At 73.6% G+C, this 18,340-nt stretch carries 11 protein-coding genes and 1 pseudogene; 2 read left to right on the forward strand and 10 right to left on the reverse strand.

The window, feature by feature from the left end; genetic code table 11:
* Positions 1-119 precede the first annotated feature (119 nt).
* From ilvN to ACIP67_RS15110, 4 genes are all read right to left on the reverse strand, one after another.
* The gene (gene ilvN, locus ACIP67_RS15095; RefSeq protein WP_389520389.1) at positions 120-644 is read right to left on the reverse strand and encodes an acetolactate synthase small subunit; all 525 of its coding nucleotides are present in this window, start codon (positions 642-644) and stop codon (positions 120-122) included.
* A 20-nt stretch (positions 645-664) separates the two neighbouring features.
* Positions 665-2,515, reverse strand: a complete 1,851-nt coding sequence (locus ACIP67_RS15100) for an acetolactate synthase large subunit (RefSeq protein ID WP_401691933.1) — start codon at positions 2,513-2,515, stop codon at positions 665-667.
* 243 nt (positions 2,516-2,758) lie between these two features.
* A complete protein-coding gene (locus ACIP67_RS15105) occupies positions 2,759-5,830 on the reverse strand; it encodes a putative bifunctional diguanylate cyclase/phosphodiesterase (protein ID WP_401691936.1) in 3,072 nt (1,023 codons plus the stop codon).
* A gap of 413 nt (positions 5,831-6,243) precedes the next feature.
* Positions 6,244-7,224: a 2-hydroxyacid dehydrogenase gene (locus ACIP67_RS15110; protein ID WP_401691938.1), complete on the reverse strand. Its 981-nt coding sequence runs from the start codon at positions 7,222-7,224 to the stop codon at positions 6,244-6,246.
* A 75-nt stretch (positions 7,225-7,299) separates the two neighbouring features.
* On the opposite strand from ACIP67_RS15110, the gene ACIP67_RS15115 reads away from it, so the two are divergent.
* Together ACIP67_RS15115 and ACIP67_RS15120 are read left to right on the forward strand one after the other, a co-directional pair.
* The gene (locus ACIP67_RS15115) at positions 7,300-8,319 is read left to right on the forward strand and encodes an aldo/keto reductase (RefSeq protein ID WP_401691940.1); all 1,020 of its coding nucleotides are present in this window, start codon (positions 7,300-7,302) and stop codon (positions 8,317-8,319) included.
* Positions 8,320-8,824: 505 nt separating this feature from the next.
* Positions 8,825-9,985 (forward strand): PQQ-dependent sugar dehydrogenase, encoded by a 1,161-nt coding sequence (locus tag ACIP67_RS15120; protein WP_401691943.1) that lies wholly within the window; start codon positions 8,825-8,827, stop codon positions 9,983-9,985.
* Between the two features lie 17 nt (positions 9,986-10,002).
* Here the strand turns inward: ACIP67_RS15120 and ACIP67_RS15125 are convergent, their stop codons facing one another.
* From ACIP67_RS15125 to ACIP67_RS15150, 6 genes and pseudogenes are all read right to left on the reverse strand, one after another.
* Positions 10,003-10,278 (reverse strand): DUF6191 domain-containing protein, encoded by a 276-nt coding sequence (locus ACIP67_RS15125; protein WP_401691945.1) that lies wholly within the window; start codon positions 10,276-10,278, stop codon positions 10,003-10,005.
* Between the two features lie 30 nt (positions 10,279-10,308).
* Entirely contained in the window at positions 10,309-13,413 is a 3,105-nt protein-coding gene (locus ACIP67_RS15130) for an AAA family ATPase (RefSeq protein ID WP_401691948.1), read from the reverse strand.
* Positions 13,414-14,335: 922 nt separating this feature from the next.
* Positions 14,336-15,046, reverse strand: a complete 711-nt coding sequence (locus ACIP67_RS15135) for a hypothetical protein (protein ID WP_401691950.1) — start codon at positions 15,044-15,046, stop codon at positions 14,336-14,338.
* Between the two features lie 35 nt (positions 15,047-15,081).
* Positions 15,082-15,657, reverse strand: coding sequence for a GNAT family N-acetyltransferase (locus ACIP67_RS15140; RefSeq protein ID WP_401691952.1), 576 nt, complete (start codon positions 15,655-15,657; stop codon positions 15,082-15,084).
* Positions 15,635-17,869 carry an MMPL family transporter gene (locus ACIP67_RS15145; protein WP_401691954.1) on the reverse strand — a complete coding sequence of 745 codons (2,235 nt, stop codon included), beginning with the start codon at positions 17,867-17,869 and terminating at the stop codon, positions 15,635-15,637. Before ACIP67_RS15145 ends, ACIP67_RS15140 begins: the two co-directional genes overlap by 23 nt.
* Before the next feature lie 204 nt (positions 17,870-18,073).
* Positions 18,074-18,328: pseudogene (locus tag ACIP67_RS15150) on the reverse strand (hypothetical protein); the annotation flags it as partial.
* Between the last annotated feature and the right edge of the window lie 12 nt (positions 18,329-18,340).

Consider the following 18,340-nt stretch of genomic DNA (forward strand, 5'->3'; position numbering starts at 1 on the left):
AGGTGTTGCGTCCCACCGTATGACGGCGGGCTGAGGGGAAGTCTGGGGGTCTCGGTATGCGGGCGGTCGACGGCGCGCCGACCGCCCGTTCCCGGTACCGGACGAGTCCGGTAAGCGTGCTATGCCGACCGGTCGAGTGCGCGCAGTGAGCGGTCGGTGATCGAACGGGCGCCGCGGCCGATCGCGATCGTGCCGGACTGGACCAGCTCCTTGATGCCGTACGGTTCCAGCATCTTGAGCATGGCGGACAGCTTCTCGCTGCTCCCGGTGGCCTCGATGGTCACGGCCTCCGGGGAGACGTCCACGGTCTTGGCGCGGAACAGCTGGACGATCTCGACGATCTGGGAGCGCGTCTCGTTGTCGGCGCGCACCTTCACCAGGACGAGTTCGCGCTGGACGGCCTGGGCCGGCTCCAGCTCGACGATCTTCAGCACCTCGACCAGCTTGTTGAGCTGCTTGGTGACCTGCTCCAGCGGCAGCTCCTCCACCCCCACGACGATGGTGATGCGGGAGATGTCGGGGTGCTCGGTGACGCCGACGGCGAGGGAGTCGATGTTGAAGCCGCGGCGGGAGAAGAGGGCGGCGATCCGGGCCAGGATGCCCGGCTTGTTCTCCACCAGGACGGAGAGCGTGTGCTTGGACATGTCTCTTGGGTCTTCCTCGCTCAGTCGTCTTCGTTGTCGCCGAAGTCGGGGCGGACGTCCCGGGCGGCCATGATCTCGTCGTTGGAGGTGCCGGCGGCGACCATCGGCCACACCATGGCGTCCTCGTGGACGATGAAGTCGACGACGACCGGGCGGTCGTTGATCGAGTTCGCCTCCTCGATGACCTTGTCGAGGTCGGCGGGGTCCTCGCAGCGGATGGCGTAGCAGCCCATGGCCTCCGACAGCTTCACGAAGTCGGGGATGCGGGTGCCCCTCGCCTCCGGGTTCACGTCGTTCGGACCGGAGTGCAGCACCGTGTTGGAGTAGCGCTGGTTGTAGAAGAGGCTCTGCCACTGGCGGACCATCCCGAGGGCGCCGTTGTTGATGACGGCGACCTTGATCGGGATGTTGTTCAGGGCGCAGGTGGTGAGCTCCTGGTTGGTCATCTGGAAGCAGCCGTCGCCGTCGATCGCCCAGACCGTCTTCGACGGGGCTCCCGCCTTGGCGCCCATCGCGGCCGGAACCGCGTAGCCCATGGTGCCCGCGCCGCCGGAGTTCAGCCAGCTGGCGGGCTTCTCGTAGCGGATGAACTGGGCGGCCCACATCTGGTGCTGACCGACGCCCGCCGTGAAGACCGTGCCCTCGGGCGCGAGCTGCCCGATGCGCTCGATGACCTGCTGCGGGGAGAGCGAGCCGTCCTCGGGCTGGTCGTAGCCCAGCGGGTACGTCTCGCGCCAGCGGTCGAGGTCCTTCCACCAGGCGGTGTAATCGCCCCGGCCGCCCTCGCCGTGCTCCTTCTGGACGGCCTGGATCAGGTCGGCGATGACCTCGCGGGCGTCCCCGACGATCGGCACGTCGGCGGTGCGGTTCTTGCCGATCTCCGCCGGGTCGATGTCCGCGTGGACGATCTTGGCGTTCGGCGCGAAGCTGTCCAGCTTGCCGGTGACGCGGTCGTCGAAGCGGGCGCCGAGGGCGACGATCAGGTCGGCCTTCTGCAGACCGGTGACGGCCGCCACCGAGCCGTGCATGCCGGGCATGCCCAGGTGCTGCGGGTGGCTGTCGGGGAACGCGCCGAGCGCCATCAGGGTGGTGGTGACGGGCGCGCCGGTCAGTTCGGCGAGCACCTTCAGCTCGGCGGTGGCGCCGGCCTTGAGGACGCCGCCGCCGACGTAGAGGATCGGCCGCTTGGCGGCGGTGATCAGCTTGGCGGCCTCGCGGATCTGCTTGGCGTGCGGCTTGGTCACCGGGCGGTAGCCGGGCAGGTCCATGGTGGGCGGCCAGGAGAAGGTGGTCTTCGCCTGGAGGGCGTCCTTGGCGATGTCGACCAGGACCGGGCCGGGGCGGCCGGTGGAGGCGATGTGGAACGCCTGCGCGATCACCCGGGGGATGTCGTCGGCCTTGGTGACCAGGAAGTTGTGCTTGGTGATCGGCATGCTGATACCGACGATGTCCGCCTCCTGGAAGGCGTCCGTGCCGATCGCGTGGGAGGCGACCTGGCCGGTGATCGCGACCATCGGCACCGAGTCCATGTGGGCGTCGGCGAGCGGGGTCACCAGGTTGGTGGCGCCGGGCCCGGAGGTCGCCATGCAGACGCCGACCTTGCCGGTGGCCAGCGCGTAGCCCTCGGCCGCGTGACCGGCGCCCTGCTCGTGGCGGACCAGGATGTGGCGGACACGGGTGGAGTCCATCAGCGGGTCGTACGCCGGGAGGATGCAGCCACCGGGAATGCCGAATACCGTGTCGGCGCCGACCTCCTCGAGAGAGCGGATGAGGGACTGCGCACCCGTGACGTGCTCGACGGGCGCGGAGTGCTGTCCTCCGGATCGGGGCCGCGGCTGCGGGTGATGGGCCCCGGTGGCCTGCTCGGTCATCGGCATTCTCTTCTCGATGCTGAGGGTTTTTGCGAGTTTTGTGCGGTGTTCGTCTGCTGTACGGCAGGTGCCCGTGCAACAAAAAACCCCTCGTGCCGGAAGGCAAGCGAGGGGAGCGCGCCGGTGAGGTCGCTGGGGTTGCCGGATCGTCCTCCGGTCGTTCCCAGCTCAGCCGACGCGCTGTCCAAGTACGAGAATTCGGGTGCGCATGGCACTGACCCTCCCCCCGGCACGCACCCACTGTCAAGTGGGTGGGACGGGGGTCTCATTATGTGAGCGAAGGGTTGCTCCGCCTCCGAGGGGTGTGCCACCGAGGGTTCCGCCTCCCAGGACCGCGGGGACACCTCCGGTGTACACCCCGGTGGCGCCGCCCGCGAACGCGGGCTCGGCGGGGCCGTGCGGCACCGTGAACTGGCCCCGGCCGAGCGCCCTGCGCAGCCGGTACTCGTCGAGCGGGCCGGAGAACGCCATGCCCTGACCGTGCGTACAGCCCATCGCGCGCAGGGCGACGACCTGCTCGGGCAGGTCCACGCCCTCCGCCACGGACGGCAGCCCGAGGTCACCGGCGATCCGCAGCAGCCCACTGGTGATCTTGTGCAGTCGTGTGGACTCGACGACGCCCTCCACGAGTGCGCGGTCCAGCTTCAGGACGTCGACGGGGAGCCGGCGCAGTGCCGTCATGGCCACGCGGCCGCCGCCGAAGCCGTCGAGGGCGATCCGCACGCCGAGCCGGTGCAGGGCGCTCAGGCGTCGTTCGAGTTCGTCCGGCGGCACGTCGGGCTCGATGTCCGACAGTTCGACCACCAGCGATCCGGACGGCAGCCCGTACCGCGTCAGCAGCGCCTCGACGGAGCCCGGCGGCAGGGAGCGGTCCAGCAGCCGCCGGGCGCTCAGCCGGACCAGCACCGGTACGTTCAGTCCGCCGGCGGACCGGTCGGCGGCCTGCTCGACGGCCCGCTCCAGCGTCCAGCGGCTGAGCTCGGCGGTACGGTCTCCGTCCTCCGCCACCCGCAGGAACTCCGCGGGGGTGAAGAGCACTCCCTGCGAGGAGCGCCACCGGGCGTGGGCGGTGACCGACGAGACCCTGCCGTCCTCCAGCCGCACCACGGGCTGGTGCAGCAGCGCGAACTCGCCGTCGTGCAGCGCGGCACGCAGCCGCGTGGCCAGCTCCGCCTTCCGTACGACGTCCTGCTGCATCTGCGGCTTGTACAGCTCGACCCGGCCCTTGCCGCCCGCCTTGGCGCGGTACATGGCGAGGTCGGCGTTGCGCAGCAGCTCGCCCGCGCCGAGTCCCGGCTCGGCGAAGGCGACGCCGATGGACGCGGCGACCCGCACCTCGTTGCCGTCGATGAGGTAGGGCTGGGAGAGCGTGATCCTGAGGCGGTCGGCGAGTTCCACGATGTGCCGCTCCCGGGCGCTGCGGTCGCGGGTGGTGTCGCCCACGATCAGGGCGGCGAACTCGTCACCGCCCAGCCGGGAGGCGGTGTCGCCCTGGCGGACCGCCTCCTGGAGCCGGCGCGCGGCCTGGACGAGCAGTTCGTCACCGGCCTGGTGGCCGATGGTGTCGTTGACGGCCTTGAAGCCGTCGAGGTCGATGAAGAGGACGGCCGTGTTGCGCAGGGCGGTGCCCCGGTCGGAGCTGCGGCGGCCGGACAGCGCCTGCTGGACGCGCCGGGTGAACAGGGCGCGGTTGGGCAGGTCGGTGAGCGGGTCGTGCTCGGCGTTGTGCTGGAGCTGCGCCTGGAGGCGCACCCGTTCGGTGACGTCCCGGCTGTTGAAGATCAGGCCGCCGTGGTGCCGGCTGACGGTGGACTCCACGTTCAGCCAGCCTCCCCCGCTCTCGGCTTCGCTCGGGCGGGAGGTGCCCCCGTCGCCGGAGCGGAAGCGGCACTCGATGCGGGTGGTGGGCTCCTCCTGGGGGCTGGCGGCGAGGAAGCGGCGCACCTCGTGCACCACGCAGCCCAGGTCCTCCGGGTGGATCAGATGGGCCAGCTCGGTGCCGACCAGGTCCTCGGCGGGCCGTCCGTAGACGCCGGCGGCGGCCGGGGAGACGTAGCGCAGGACGCCGCTGGGGGCGGCGATCATGATGACGTCGCTGGAGCCCTGTACCAGGGAGCGGAAGTGGTTCTCCTTCTGGGCCAGTTCCTGGGTGAGGGCGATGTTGTCGAGCAGCATGATCCCCTGGCGGATCACCAGGGCGAGCACGACGGTGCCGCCGGTCAGGAGGACCACGCGGTCGACGCTGCGGCCGTTGAGGACGTTGTAGAGGATGCCCAGGGTGCAGACGGCGGCGGCGAGGTAGGGGGTGAGGGCGGCGAGGGAGCCGGTGATGGGCCGGGTGGCCGGATACCGGCCGTCGTCACCGCCCGGGGCGGACGGCTTGGACTGCGGGTGGCCGCCGGGGCGGTGTCCGGGCAGGTGCTCGTGCGCCGCGCGCGCGTGCCCGTCGTCCACCGGAGCGTGCCGCCGCACGGCGGCCCAGGGCGCGTAGGCGAGCAGCAGCGAGCCGGCGAACCAGCCCGCGTCGAGGAGCTGGCCCGAGCGGTAGGTGTGGTGCAGCAGCGGCGAGGTGAACAGGGCGTCGCACATCACGGTCAACGCGAGCGCTCCGACGGCGGTGTTGACCGCCGTGCGGTTGACCGACGAGCGCCGGAAGTGCAGCACCAGCACCATGCTCACCAGGGCGATGTCGAGGAGCGGGTACGCCAGCGTCAGCGCCGCGTGGGCCACGCTCGGGCCGTCGAACCGCGCGGCCTGCGCGAGCGCGAGGCTCCAGGACAGCGTGATCAGCGAGCCCGCGATTAACCAGGCGTCCAGCGCCAGGCAGACCCAGCCCGCCTTCGTCACGGGGCGGGCGGCGAGCACCAGCAGCCCCACGATCGCGGGCGGCGCGAAGCAGAGGAAGAACAGGTCGGCGTAGCTGGGGCTGGGCACGGGACGGTCCAGGACCACCTCGTACCACCCCCAGACCAGGTTGCCCAGGGCGGCCATCGCGGAGGAGAGACCGAACAGCAGCCAGGCGGGTCGAAAGCGGACGTGGCGGGTGCGCGCGTAGAGGAAGCAGGACACGGCGGCGGCGCCGGCAGCCGCCGAGAGGCCGAAGTCGCCCATGATGAGGGCGAGTTCGCTCGAACCCCAGCCGAGCGCCGAGCCGATGGCGTACCCCGCGCACAGCAGGGCCAGCAGCAGTTGGTGGAGCACGCAGGGAGCGCCGGGGCGGCCGGAGGACGGCCGCCGGGTCAGCGGCGTCCCCTCCGGAGCTTGGGTCCGCAGCGCTCCGTCGAGGAGGGTCGTGGAGGTCGGCGGTGAACTCACCGGGGCCTCCCGGTCCGCGCCGCCGCCCCCCGGTCCTGCCGGTGCCGCTGCGCCTGCTGGGTCTGCCTCCGGCGGCCGCCGTGCCCACGGTGGCGCTGTCGGTGCCGACTGCCGTGGCCGGGGCCGCCGCGTCCGCGCGTGGCCGTGCAGCAGGGTCGCCGGCGGCGGCTCCGCCGCGTCGGATCGTTCGTCCATAGGCCGTGCATCGCCCGTCGCCCCCCTCACAGTCTGGAATGTCCGTCCCCGGCGCCGAACGGTGCGCGGCGCAGCCCCTGTCGGGACGATACACCAGTATCGTCACTCAGGGACATAGTTCCTCTACGCTCCGTGACGACCAGCGGGGACGCGCGTACCGACCGCGTCCGGGGGACTGCGGAGGGTGCGCGAACCGGACCACACGTGTGCCCTGTCCGTCACGGCCCACTCGTGGCGCTCGTCGTCAGGATCACGTGGCGCAGGGGCTCCCGGTTCACGAAACGGCTCAACTGGTCCGTCAGCAGGCGCTTGGCGCGGGGCAGGAAGGCGGACGTGGGGCCGCCGACGTGCGGGCTGATCAGCACGCCCGGCGCCCGCCACAACGGGTGGGCGGGAGGCAGGGGTTCCGGATCGGTCACGTCCAGGGCGGCGGTGAGACGGCCGCGCTCCAGTTCCGCGAGGAGCGCCTCGGTGTCGACGACCGGGCCGCGGGCGACGTTGACGAGGAGGGCGCCGTCCTTCATCCGGGCGAGGAAGTCGGCGTCGACCAGGCCGCGGGTGGTCTCGTTCAACGGCGTGGAGAGGATGACGACGTCCGCCTCGGGGAGCAGCGCGGGCAGTTCGGTGAGTGGGTGCACCGGGCCGCGCGCCGTTGTGCGCTGGGAGCGCGCGACGCGCGCCACCCGCGCCACCTCGAAGGGCACGAGCCGGTCCTCGATGGCGGCGCCGATCGACCCGTAGCCGACGACGAGGACGTTCTTGTCGGCGAGCGCCGGATGGAACCCGCTCTGCCAGCGGCCCTCCTGCTGCGCGCGCACGAATCCGGGGATGCCGCGCAGGGCGGCGAGGGTCAGGGTCAGCGCGAGCTCGGCGGTGCTCGCCTCGTGCACCCCGCGCGCGTTGCACAGCCGCACGCCCGGTACGAGGTCCGACAGGCGCGCGGTGATGTCGTCGACGCCCGCGGTGAGCGTCTGGACCAACTGAAGGTGACGCATCTCCCGCAGCGGCCGTACCCGCACCGACTGCGGCTTCATGTACGGCACCACGTAGACGGCGCAGTCCGCGGGATCCCCGGGGAACGGCTGGTCCCCGCTCTCGCCTCCGTCCCAGAAGAGGTACCGGGGCCCTTCGGGGAGGCCGTCGATCTCGTCGGGCGGAATGGGCAGCCACACGTCGCGGTGCAGGTCGTCAGCAGTCATGATCCGGAGGCTACGTCAGGCACGCGCGCGTGCAGAGGTTAGGTTGGGGGCCGGGAAAGGGAGGGTCACGAGCAGGTGGAGCGCAGGACGATCGGCGCGGCGGCGCTCGCGGTGGGGGCCGTCGGACTCGGGTGCATGCCGATGAGCTGGGGGTACAGCGGGTCGCGGCGGCGGGGCGACGAGTCGCTGAGGGCCTTGCACCGGGCGCTCGACCTCGGTGTCTCCCTGCTGGACACGGCCGACATGTACGGCCCGTACACCAACGAGCTGCTCGTGGGGCGGGCGTTGAAGGGGCGGCGCGGGGACGCGTTCGTGTCGACGAAGGTCGGCCTGCTGGTGGGCGAGCAGCACGTCGTCGCCAACGGCCGCCCGGGGTACGTGAGACGGGCGTGCGACGCCTCCCTCCGCCGTCTCCAGACGGACGTCATCGACCTCTACCAGCTGCACCGCGCCGACCCGGAGGTGCCCGTCGAGGAGACCTGGGGCGCCATGGCGGAGCTCGTGCAGGTGGGCAAGGTAAGGGCGTTGGGGCTGTGCGCGGTCGGGGCGCGGGGCGGCCGCCGGGCGGGCGGGCGGCTGTACGACGCGACCAAGCCGCTGTACGACGCGACGATCCGGCAACTGGACCGGGTGCAGCAGGTGTTCCCGGTGAGCGCGGTGGAGGCGGAGCTGTCGGTGTGGTCGCCGGAGGCGCTGGACGCCCTGCTGCCGTGGTGCGGGACGCGCGGCATCGGGTTCCTCGCGGCGATGCCCCTCGGCAACGGTTTCCTCACCGGCACGCTGACCCCCGGCGAGGGGTTCGAGCCGGACGACATGCGGGCCCGCCACCCCCGTTTCACCGCCGAGATGATGGCCGCGAACCAGCCGATCGTCGCCGGGCTGCGCCGGGTGGCCGCCCGGCACGGCGAGGACGTGACGCCGGCGCAGGTGGCGCTGGCGTGGGTGCTGGCCCAGGGCCGGCACGTGGTGCCGGTGCCCGGCGCCAAGCAGCAGCGGTGGGTCACCGAGAACGCGGCGGCGGCCGGTCTGCGGCTGACGGCCCGAGATCTGGCGGAGGTCGCGGGGCTGCCGGCCGCTCAGGGGTCCTGGGAGTAGGGCGGGGCCGGGGGCTCGGGGGCAGGGCGGGGCCAGGGGCCCGGGAGCAGAGCGGGGCCAGGGCTCGGAGGTGAGCCGGAGCCGGGGTTCAGGGGCACGCCTGGGCCAGAGGCCAGGGGCTCGGAGGCAGGGCGAGGCAGGGGCTCGGAGGTGAGCCGGAGCCGGGGTTCAGGGGCACGCCTGGGCCAGGGGCCAGGGGCTCGGGGGTGGGACCGGGCCCGGGGGCTCAGAAGTGGGCCGGGGCCGGAACCCGAGGCCGACAGCGCGGCGTCTGCGGCCGCAAGGCCCGGGGCGCACGGCCGACGGCCGCAAGGCCCGGGGCGCACGGCCGGAAAGGCCGTGGCGGTGTGGCTGTGTGCGCATCGGGTTGCGGTGATCGGGAACCGGTGGGGCGTCGGCGGTGTATGACAGGGAGAGGCTGCCGGTGGAATCCGGCGGATCCGGCGGGTGCGCCCGTCGCCGGGAACCCACGGGGCGAACCGTCACGTCGAAAGGGACCGAGATCGTGCAACGTCGAGCGGTGACGGCCGTGCTGGCCGTGAGTGTGCTCCTGCTGGCGGCCGGCTGCTCCTCCGACGGCGGAGGGACCCCCGGCAGCGCCGCGAGCCCGTCCCCGAGCCCCACGGCCGCCCGGAGCTCGCCCTCGCCGACGGCCGAGGAGACCCCGCCCGCGAAGGGTGCGGTCAACGTGGTGCGGACGGTCGCCGAGGGCCTGAACAGCCCCTGGGGCCTCGCCCCGCTGCCCGACGGCGGTCTGCTGGTCTCCTCCCGCGACGAGGGGACCATCCTGCGTGTCGACGAGGAGAGCGGCGCGAAGACGGAGATCGGCGAGGTGCCGGGTGTCTCCGCGTCCGGCGAGGGCGGTCTGCTCGGTATCGCCCTCTCCCCCGACTACGCCTCGGACCACATGGTCTACGCCTACTTCACCTCGGTCTCGGACAACCGCGTCGTCCGCATGCTGTACGACCCGCAGCGGCCCGCCGGCGACCAGCTGGGGGCGCCCGACACGGTGTTCAAGGGCATCCCCAAGGGTGTGATCCACAACGGCGGCCGGATCGCCTTCGGCCCGGACAGGATGCTCTACGTCGGCACGGGCGAGAGCGGCGACCGCGGCCTGGCCCAGGACAAGGAGTCCCTGGGCGGCAAGATCCTGCGCCTGACCCCGGAGGGCGAACCGGCCCCGGGCAACCCGTTCCCCGACTCCCCGGTGTACACGTACGGCCATCGCAATGTGCAGGGGCTGGCCTGGGACGGCAGACAGCGCCTGTTCGCGGCGGAGTTCGGGCAGGACACCTGGGACGAGCTGAACGCGATCGAGCCGGGCGACGACTACGGCTGGCCGGAGGCCGAAGGGACGTCGGACGACGTCGCGTACCACGATCCGCTGGCCCAGTGGGGCACGGACGACGCCTCCCCGAGCGGCATCGCCTACGCCGAGGGCTCGATCTGGATGGCCGGTCTGAAGGGGGAACGCCTGTGGCGCGTCCCGCTGAAGGGCACGGAGGCGTCGGCGGACCCGCAGGCGTTCCTGGAGGGCGACTACGGCCGGCTGCGCACGGTGGTCGCGGCCGGCGGCGACAAGCTGTGGGTGACCACCAGCAACACGGACGGACGGGGCACGCCGGAGGAGGGGGACGACCGGATTCTGGAGCTGGAGGTGAGCTGAGGCCCCGGCGCCCGGCCTCACTCCCGGGTGCGGTCCTCCCCCGTGTCCTCCTCGGCCTCGGCCCCGCTGTCCTCCACGGCATCGGTCCCGCTGTCCTCCTCGGCCTCGGCCCCGCTGTCCTCCACGGCCGGCGGGGTGGGCCGGCGGACGACGACCTTCCCGGACGCGAGGTCTATCGGTCCGCGGCCCGGGTCGGCGTCTCCGACGTCCTCCCGGGTCAGCTCGAGCCGGTTCTGCTCGTCCCGGGTGTGCTTGCGGCCCGGGGAGAACAGTTCCTCGAAGGCGTTGAACATGGTTGCCGGCTCCTCACTGGTCGCCTGCCGTCATCGTCCCGCCACCGCGCGGTCGTCCGTGTCCGCCGGGAACAGCCCCAGCCGGTGCGCCACCGCCGCCGCCTCGCCCCGTCCCGAGACGCCCAGTTTGGCCAGGATGCGGGAGACGTGGACGCTGGCCGTCTTCGGGGAGATGAAGAGTTCCTCGGCTATCTGGCGGTTGGTGCGGCCGGCGGAGACCAGGCGCAGGACCTCGCGTTCCCGGCCGGTGAGGCCGAGGGCGCGGGCCGGGTCGTCCGGGGCGCGGTCCGGGACGGCGGGGAGGGCGAGGCGGGCGCGCCGGGCGAGGCCGACGGCGGACTCGGCGAGGGCGCGGGCGCCCAGGTGGCCGGCGACGGCGTGGGTGAGGCGGAGGAGTTCCGTGGCGCGGTCGCGGTCCGCCTCGGCGTCCCGTCCGTCGCCGGCCGTGCCCGGGCGGGAGGTGCTTTTGGCGAGGAGTGCCTCGGCCAGCCGGTACCGGACGCGGGCGAGGTCGTAGGGGTTCTCCAGCGGTTCGAAGGCGGTGACCACCTCCGACCACAGTTCGGGAGTGTCCGCTCCCGCGACGCGGCGGAGTTCGGCGCGGACCCACTGCTCGACGGCGAGCCAGACGGGCGCGCCCGTGGCGGTCCGTCTGACGCCGGTGAGGATGCGGTCGAGGGCGGCGGCCCGGCCGGGTCCGGCGGCGGGCAGGTCGCGGGCGTCGGCCTCGGCCAGGGCGGCGGCCAGCAGCACCGACCAGCCGTAGCGCTGGGTGCCGGTCGGGAAGCCCGCGTCGAGGACCCGGTCCACCTCGGCGCGGACGTCGAGCAGGCGGCCCTCCTCCGCGGCCACCCCGATCACGATCCGGGAGAGGGGCAGCGCCTGCTGCGGCATGGAGTCGTGGGTGCCGTAGTGCGCCCGGGCGGTGGCCAGGTGGACGGCGGCCGCGGCCGCGTCGCCCCGTACGAGGGCGATGTTGGCCAGGCGCAGGGCGCCGGCCCCCCGGGGCTTCGTGCTGTGCCCGACCCGCAGGGCGTTCGCCGCGGCCTCCGCGGCCTCGTCCCACCGGCCCAGCGAGTACAGCGAGTCGGACAGGTTGCCCCACACCCACGCCTCGGCGTCCAGCAGTCCGTACCTGCGGGTGTAGGCGATCCCTGCCTCCAGGATGGGGACCGCCTCCCGCGAGCGGCCGACGCCCTCCAGCTCCGACGGCAGGTTCACATGGGCGCGTCCGGCCACCACCGTCACGCCTTCCTCGACGGCCCGCTCCTTGACCTCGTACAGCTCCGCCAGGCCGGCCTCGACGTCACCGGAGTCGACCATGAGGCAGCCGAGGGTGAGACGGGCGTTCAGTTCGATCTCACGGGCGCCGACCATGCGCGCGTACGCCACGGCCCGCTCGGCCGACGAGAAGGCGTCGGCGCCGGGTTCGTGGAGCATGGCCCAGTTGGCCACGGTGGACAGCACCTCGGCGTGCACCGCGGACGGGGGCAGGCCGCGGACCAGGTCCTGGGCGGTGGCCAGTTCCTGCCGGCCGTCGCCGCGGGCCTGCGCCTGGACGAGCCGGGAACGCTGGACCCAGAACCAGGCGGCGCGCAACGGGTCCGTCTCGTCGTCCAGCAGGCGCAGCGCCCGCTTGGTGATCTTCAGGGCGCGTTCGCGTTCCCCGCAGAGCCGGCCCGCGACGGCGGCCTCCGCCATCAGGTCGAGGTAGCGCAGCGGCGCGGAGGCGGCCTGGTCGCAGCCACCGGAGGGCTCCCCGCGCGGTGCGGACCACGGGGGGACCCGGGCGCGGTCGAGGCGGCCCAGCCTGGCCCGTACGTCCTCGGGGGCGGCCTCCCACAGCTCCATCGCCCGCTCCAGCAGCCGTAGCTGCTCGGTGTAGGCGTGGCGGGAACGGGCGGCGACGGAGGCGTCCAGGACGGCGGGGAGGGCCTTGGCGGCGTCGTGGGCGTGGTACCAGTAGCTGGCCAGACGCATGACGCGCTCGTCGGCGGGGACGAGCGTCGGATCGGCCTCCAGGGCCTCGGCGTAGCGGCGGTTGATGCGGGACCGTTCGCCGGGCAGCAGGTCGTCGCCGACGGCCTCGCGGACCAGGGAGTGCCGGAAGCGGTAGCCGTCGCCGGTCGGCGCGGCGAGCAGGATGGTGGCGCCGACGGCCGCCCGCAGCGCCTCGATGAGGTCGTCCTCGGCGAGCCTGGCCACGGCGGACAGCAGCCGGTACTCCACGGTGGAGCCGCCCTCGGCGACGATCCGGGCGACGTGCTGCGCGCTCTCGGGCAGCGCCTCGACCCGTACGAGCAGCAGGTCGCGCAGGGTGTCGGGGAGGCCGGTGCGGCAGCCGGCGCGGGCGGCGACGGCGAGTTCCTCGACGAAGAAGGCGTTGCCGTCGGAGCGTTCGTAGATGGCGTCGACCTGGGCCGGGTCGGGTTCGTGGGCGAGGATGCCGGCGATCTGGCGGCCGACCTCCTCGCGGGTGAAGCGGGCCAGTTCGAGGCGGCGGACGGTGCGCACCCGGTCGAGTTCGGCGAGCAGGGGGCGCAGCGGGTGGCGGCGGTGGATGTCGTCGGTGCGGTAGGTGGCGAGGACGACCAGGCGTCCGGTGCGCAGGGTGCGCAGGAGGTAGGCGAGGAGGTGGCGGGTGGAGGCGTCGGACCAGTGCAGGTCCTCCAGGGCGACGACGACGGTCCGGTCGGCGGCGAGCCGTTCCAGGAGGCGGGCGGTGAGGTCGAAGAGGCGGGCCATGCCCTCCTCGTCGTGGCGTTCGGCGCCCGCTTCGCCCATCTCGGGCAGCAGCCGGGCGAGTTCCTCCTCCTGCCCGGCGGCCGCGGCGGCCCAGGCGTCCGGCACGGCGCGGCGCAGGGCGCGCAGGGCGGTGGAGAAGGGGGCGAACGGCAGCCCGTCGGCGCCGATCTCGACACAGCCGCCGAGCGCGACGACCGCGTCCCGGCGGCCGGCGGCGGCGGCGAACTCCTCGACGAGGCGGGTCTTGCCGACCCCGGCCTCGCCGCCGATCAGCAGGGCCTGCGGCGCTCCCCCGGCGGCGCGGGAGAGCGCCTCGCTCAAGGTGACCAACTCGTCGGCACGGCCGACGAAGACGGGGCTGACGGACCTGGTCTCCACGGAGGCGAGCATCGCACAGGGGCCCGTCCGCCCCCCAGCGGATATCGACGGGACCGTCACGCCGACACCGGCCGGCACACGCCGCCCACCGGACACGGCGGGACGGCCGGCTCCCCTGCGAGCGGCTCCCCGACGACCCGCCGCCGTTCCTGTGCCGCCCGCCCGCTCCCCGGCGCTCACGGGGTCCGGGCGGACGGCGGGCGGCAGGGACGCCGGGTGGGCGGCTCACTCGCGGCCACGTCACGGGCCCCGGCGGCGGCACCGCGGCCCGGCGCGGCACCGTCCGGGGCCCGGGAGACGGCATCGCCGCCCGACACGACACCATCCGAGGCCCGGGAGACGGCATCGCCGCCCGACACGACACCATCCGAGGCCCGAAAGCCCCCCTGACCACCCGGCACGACACCATCCGAGGCCCGAGAGTCCCCCTCACCACCCGGCACGACACCATCCGGAACCCGAAAGCCCCCCTCACCACCCGACACGACACCATCCGGAGCCCGGGCGGTGGTGTCGCGGGGCCGCTCGGCGCACTCCCGTGGCCGCGGGGCTGCCTCCCGGGCGCGCTCGGCGGCCTCCCGGCGGGCGGCGCGCCGGCCGCGGACGGCCTCGCGGGCGAGCCGCTCGCGCTCGGCACTGCGGATGAGCTCGGCGGCGCGGAACCGCGGGTACTGGTACCGGTCCTCGTACACGATGTGCCCCTCGGCGGGTTCGGTCGGATGGCCTCGCTGTGCGCGATGGCTCCACCCTCGTCTCCCGGAGGGGTCCGCCACATCGGGAGAGTTCCGCATCTCCGGGGGGCGGTCGGGGCCTCAGACGTGCGGGAGGGGTCCCGGTCGGGCCGTAAGGTGCTTACGGCCCGGTCGGGACCCCTCCCGGAACCCCTCAGCGGCGGCGCCCCCGGGCCGCCGTGGGCCTCGGGACGCGCGGCGGCTCAGCTCGCCGACGGCAGTCCGAGCAGCGCGTCGGTGTACTTCAGGACGGCCAGCAGCAGCCCGATGACACCGATCGCGACGCCCGCCCAGGCGACCGACTTGATCCAGGGCGCCTGCGGCCTGCCGGACGCCCCGAAGGCGGGCCGGGCCAGCACGACGACGCCGGTGATCAGCCCGGCCAGCGCGAACAGGCCGGCCCACAGGGCGGTGGCCTGCCAGGCGTCGCCGTAGACCGCCTGGATCTGCTGGGCGACGCTGGCGGTCGAGGAGGTCTCCAGCTGGCCGATGAGGGTCGCGCGCGCGGAGGCGACGGTGCCGATCCAGCCGCCGCTCAGCGACACCAGGCCGAGCACGGCGGAGACGACGGCTCCGGCGCCCTGCCCGACGCCCGAGGGACCGTCCGCGACGGCGGCCTCGGCATCCTTCCCGGTCTCCCAGGCCTCGTCCTCCTCCAAAGCGACGGTCTCCGAAGCCGCGGACTCCGGCGCGTCGGACTCCGAAACAACGGAGGCCGCGGCCACGGCTTCCGGAGCCACGGCCTCCAAAGCCACGGATTCCGGAGCCACGGATTCCGGAGTACCGGGCTCGGTGGCGCCGGACTCCTCCGTCCCGCCGTCCTTCCGGGCCGTCACGGCCTTGCCGGTGGCCGCCGCGGCCTCGTCGGTCTCCGTCTCGGCCACTGCGGCCTCGTCAACAGTCTTCGTTCCCATGCCCCGCACCGTACGGACGCTCTCTGAGAGGTCTCTTAATGATCGTTGTGAACGGTACGCGCGCGTGCCGCGCGCCACTCCGGGGCGAGCACCGACCAGATCTCGGTGTCCGTGCGCACCCCCCGGTACGGGTAGTCCGCGCGTAGGACACCGTCACGGGTCATGCCCAGCCGCCGCGCCACACTGACGCTGGGCTCGTTGGCCGACGACACGCGCCACTCCGCACGGTGCATCCCGCGCTCGTCGAACGCCCAGTCCAGCATCGTCCGCATCCCGCGCGTGACGAGTCCGCGCCCCGCCGCGTCCGGCACCAGCCAGCAGCCGGCCTCGCAGACCCCGGCGGCGGTGTCCCAGACGCGGAACAGCAGCCCGCCGACGAGCGTCCCGTCCAGCCACACCCCGTGCAGGCTGCCGGAGTCGGTGGCGCGCTTGTCGGCGTACGAGCGCAGGAAGGCGCGGGCCCCGTCCAGGTCGCGGATCGCGTCGGGCAGTCCGACGTGGCGGCCGATGAAGTCCCGCCCGCGGTCGATGTTCGCGAGGAGTTCCCCGGCGTGCCAGACCTCCAGCGGCCGCAGTTCGGCCCCGTCGTCACCCAGGGATGTCGCGTACATCCTGTCGCCCCCGCTCGGTCTCCCACTCCGCCGTCTCGTCCGTGAGCCTCTCACGGGCCGCGGCGCGGCACTCGGGGGGTTCGATGCTGAGGCGTGGCAGCCGCCGGTCGAGCCAGCGGGGCAGCCACCAGTTGGCGCTGCCGAGGAGGTGCATGAGGGCGGGGACGAGGAGGGTGCGCAGGACGAAGGCGTCGATGGCGACGGCGGCGGCGAGGGCGATGCCGAACATGGCGATCACCCGGTCGCCGCTGAGGACGAAGGCGAGGAAGACCGAGATCATGATGACCGCGGCGGAGTTGATCACCCGGCTGGTCTCGGCGAGGCCGACGCGGACGGCGCGCCGGTTGTCGCCGGTCTCCAGCCACTCCTCGTACATCCGGCTGACGAGGAAGACCTGGTAGTCCATCGAGAGCCCGAAGAGGACCGACACCATGATCACGGGCAGGAAGGGCTCGATCGGGCCGGCCCGGCCGAGGCCCAGCAGGTCGCTGCCCCAGCCCCACTGGAAGACGGCGACGACGACACCGAAGGCGGCGGCGACGGCGGCGACGTTCATCGCGGCGGCCTTCAGGGGTATCCCGACGGACCGGAAGGCGAGCAGGAGCAGCAGGCAGCCGAGGCCGACGACCACACCGACGAACAGGGGCAGCTTGCCCACGATGACCGTCGCGAAGTCGTCGTAGCCGGCCGTCACCCCGCCGACCTGCACATCGAGCGAGGTGCCTCGTTCGGCGCGGGGCAGCACCTCGTCGCGCAGCCGGTCGACGAGTTCGCTGGTCCGCTGCGACTGTGGGGCGGAGTCGGGTACGACGGTGAGGAACGCGGTGTCACCGCCCGCGCTGTACGTCACCGGTGTGGCCGAGGCCACGCCTTCGGTGGCGCGCAGGGTGGCGTCGAGGTTGTCGAGGGCGAGCCGGTCCTCGGCGCCGCCGACCCGCGCGACGAGGGTGAGCGGCCCGTTCACCCCGGGGCCGAGGCCGTCGGCGAGGAGGTCGTAGGCCTGGCGGGTGGTGCTGGAGCGGGGGTCGTTGCCCTGGTCGGAAGTGCCCAGGCGGAGGGAGAGGGTGGGCAGCGCGAGGACGGCGACGACGGCCAGGGCGAGCACGCCGAGCAGCCGGGGGTGGCGCTCGACGAACGCCGACCAGCGGGCGGCGAGGCCGGTCGGCAACTCCGGCTCAGGCCCGTGCTCGGCGAGCCGGCGCCGTTCGCGGCGGCTGAGGGCGCGCGGGCCGATCCAGGACAGCAGGGCGGGCAGCAGGGTCACGGAGGCCGCGACCGTCAGCACGACGGTCAGGGAGGCGGCCGTCGCGACGCCGTTGAGGAAGTCCAGGCGCAGGATCAGCATGCCCAGCAGGGCGATGCACACGGTCGCGCCCGCGAAGACGACGGCGCGGCCCGTGGTGGCCACGGCGTCCGTGGCGGCCTCGGTGACCGACAGTCCGCGCTTCAGGCCGCGCCGGTGCCGGGTGACGATGAACAGGGCGTAGTCGATGCCGACACCGAGTCCGACGAGCATGCCGAGCAGGGGCGCGAAGTCGGCGACGGTCATGGCGTGCCCGAGCAGCACGGTCCCGGCGTACGCGGTGCCGACGCCGACCAGTGCGGTGGCGATGGGCAGCAGACTGGCGGCGAGCGAGCCGAAGGCGAGGAACAGCACGACGGCGGCGACGGCCACGCCGACGGCCTCGGCGAGGTGGGTGCCGGAGGACTCGGTGAGGGCGACGGCGCTGCCGCCCAGCTCGACCCGGAGCCCGTCGCCCGCGGCGGCCTCGGCGGTGTCGACGACGGCCTGGGCCTCGCCCGGGTCGACGCCCTCGGCCGGGGCGTCGAAGGTGACGGTGGCGTAGGCGGTCCGTCCGTCCGCGCTGATCCGGGCGGCGTCCTGGTCGCCGTAGGGGCCGGTCACGGACGCGACGCCCGGCAGGTCGGCGATCTTCGCCAGGGTGCGGGTCATGGTCTGCTCGACGGCGGCGGCGCGGACGGTGCCCGACGCGGTGTGCCAGACCACGGTGTCGCTGTCGCCGCCGAGGCCGGGGAAGCCCTCCGCGAGCAGCCGGCCGGCCCGGGCGGACTCGGTGCCGGGGACGTCGTAGTCGTTGGAGTAGGCGGAGCCGGCGACGACGGCCGCAGTGGCCGTCCCGACGAGGGTCAGGAGCCAGAGCAGGACCGCGGCGAGGCGGTGCCGGACACACCAGCGTGCAAGGGCTGCCACGAAACGTGCTCCCGGAGGTGAAATGTGGATCTTTGACCGGGAACAGCGGTGAAGGAGCTGATAGGCCCGCAAAGAACGCATGAGCGAAGCCCGATCACTCTTTCAGGCGGAAGTGATCGTTTGCCCGGTTCGTGGGCTTCGTCACACGGCCGGGAGGCAGATCACAGGTGGGTGACAGGGAGGGCGTCGCCCTCGTCACCGGGTTCAGTCGGCCTGGTCACCGACCGCCATGATCATCACGCCGCCGATGAGCAGCCACAGCGCGCGCCGGGTGCGGCCCCGGGACGCCAGCACCGCGGCGAGGGCGCAGACGGCGGCGCCGAGGGCGTAGGCCGCCGGGACGAGGGCCGGGGCGGTGCCGGCGAGGCGCAGCAGCGCCGCGGCCAGACCGGCGAGGGTGAGGAGGGCGCCGGTGCCGGTCGCCGTCCAGCGGGCCCGCCGGGCGTCCTCGACGCCGTATTCCTCGTCCCC

Source organism: Streptomyces sp. NPDC088812, assembly GCF_044750285.1.
GTDB lineage: Bacteria > Actinomycetota > Actinomycetes > Streptomycetales > Streptomycetaceae > Streptomyces.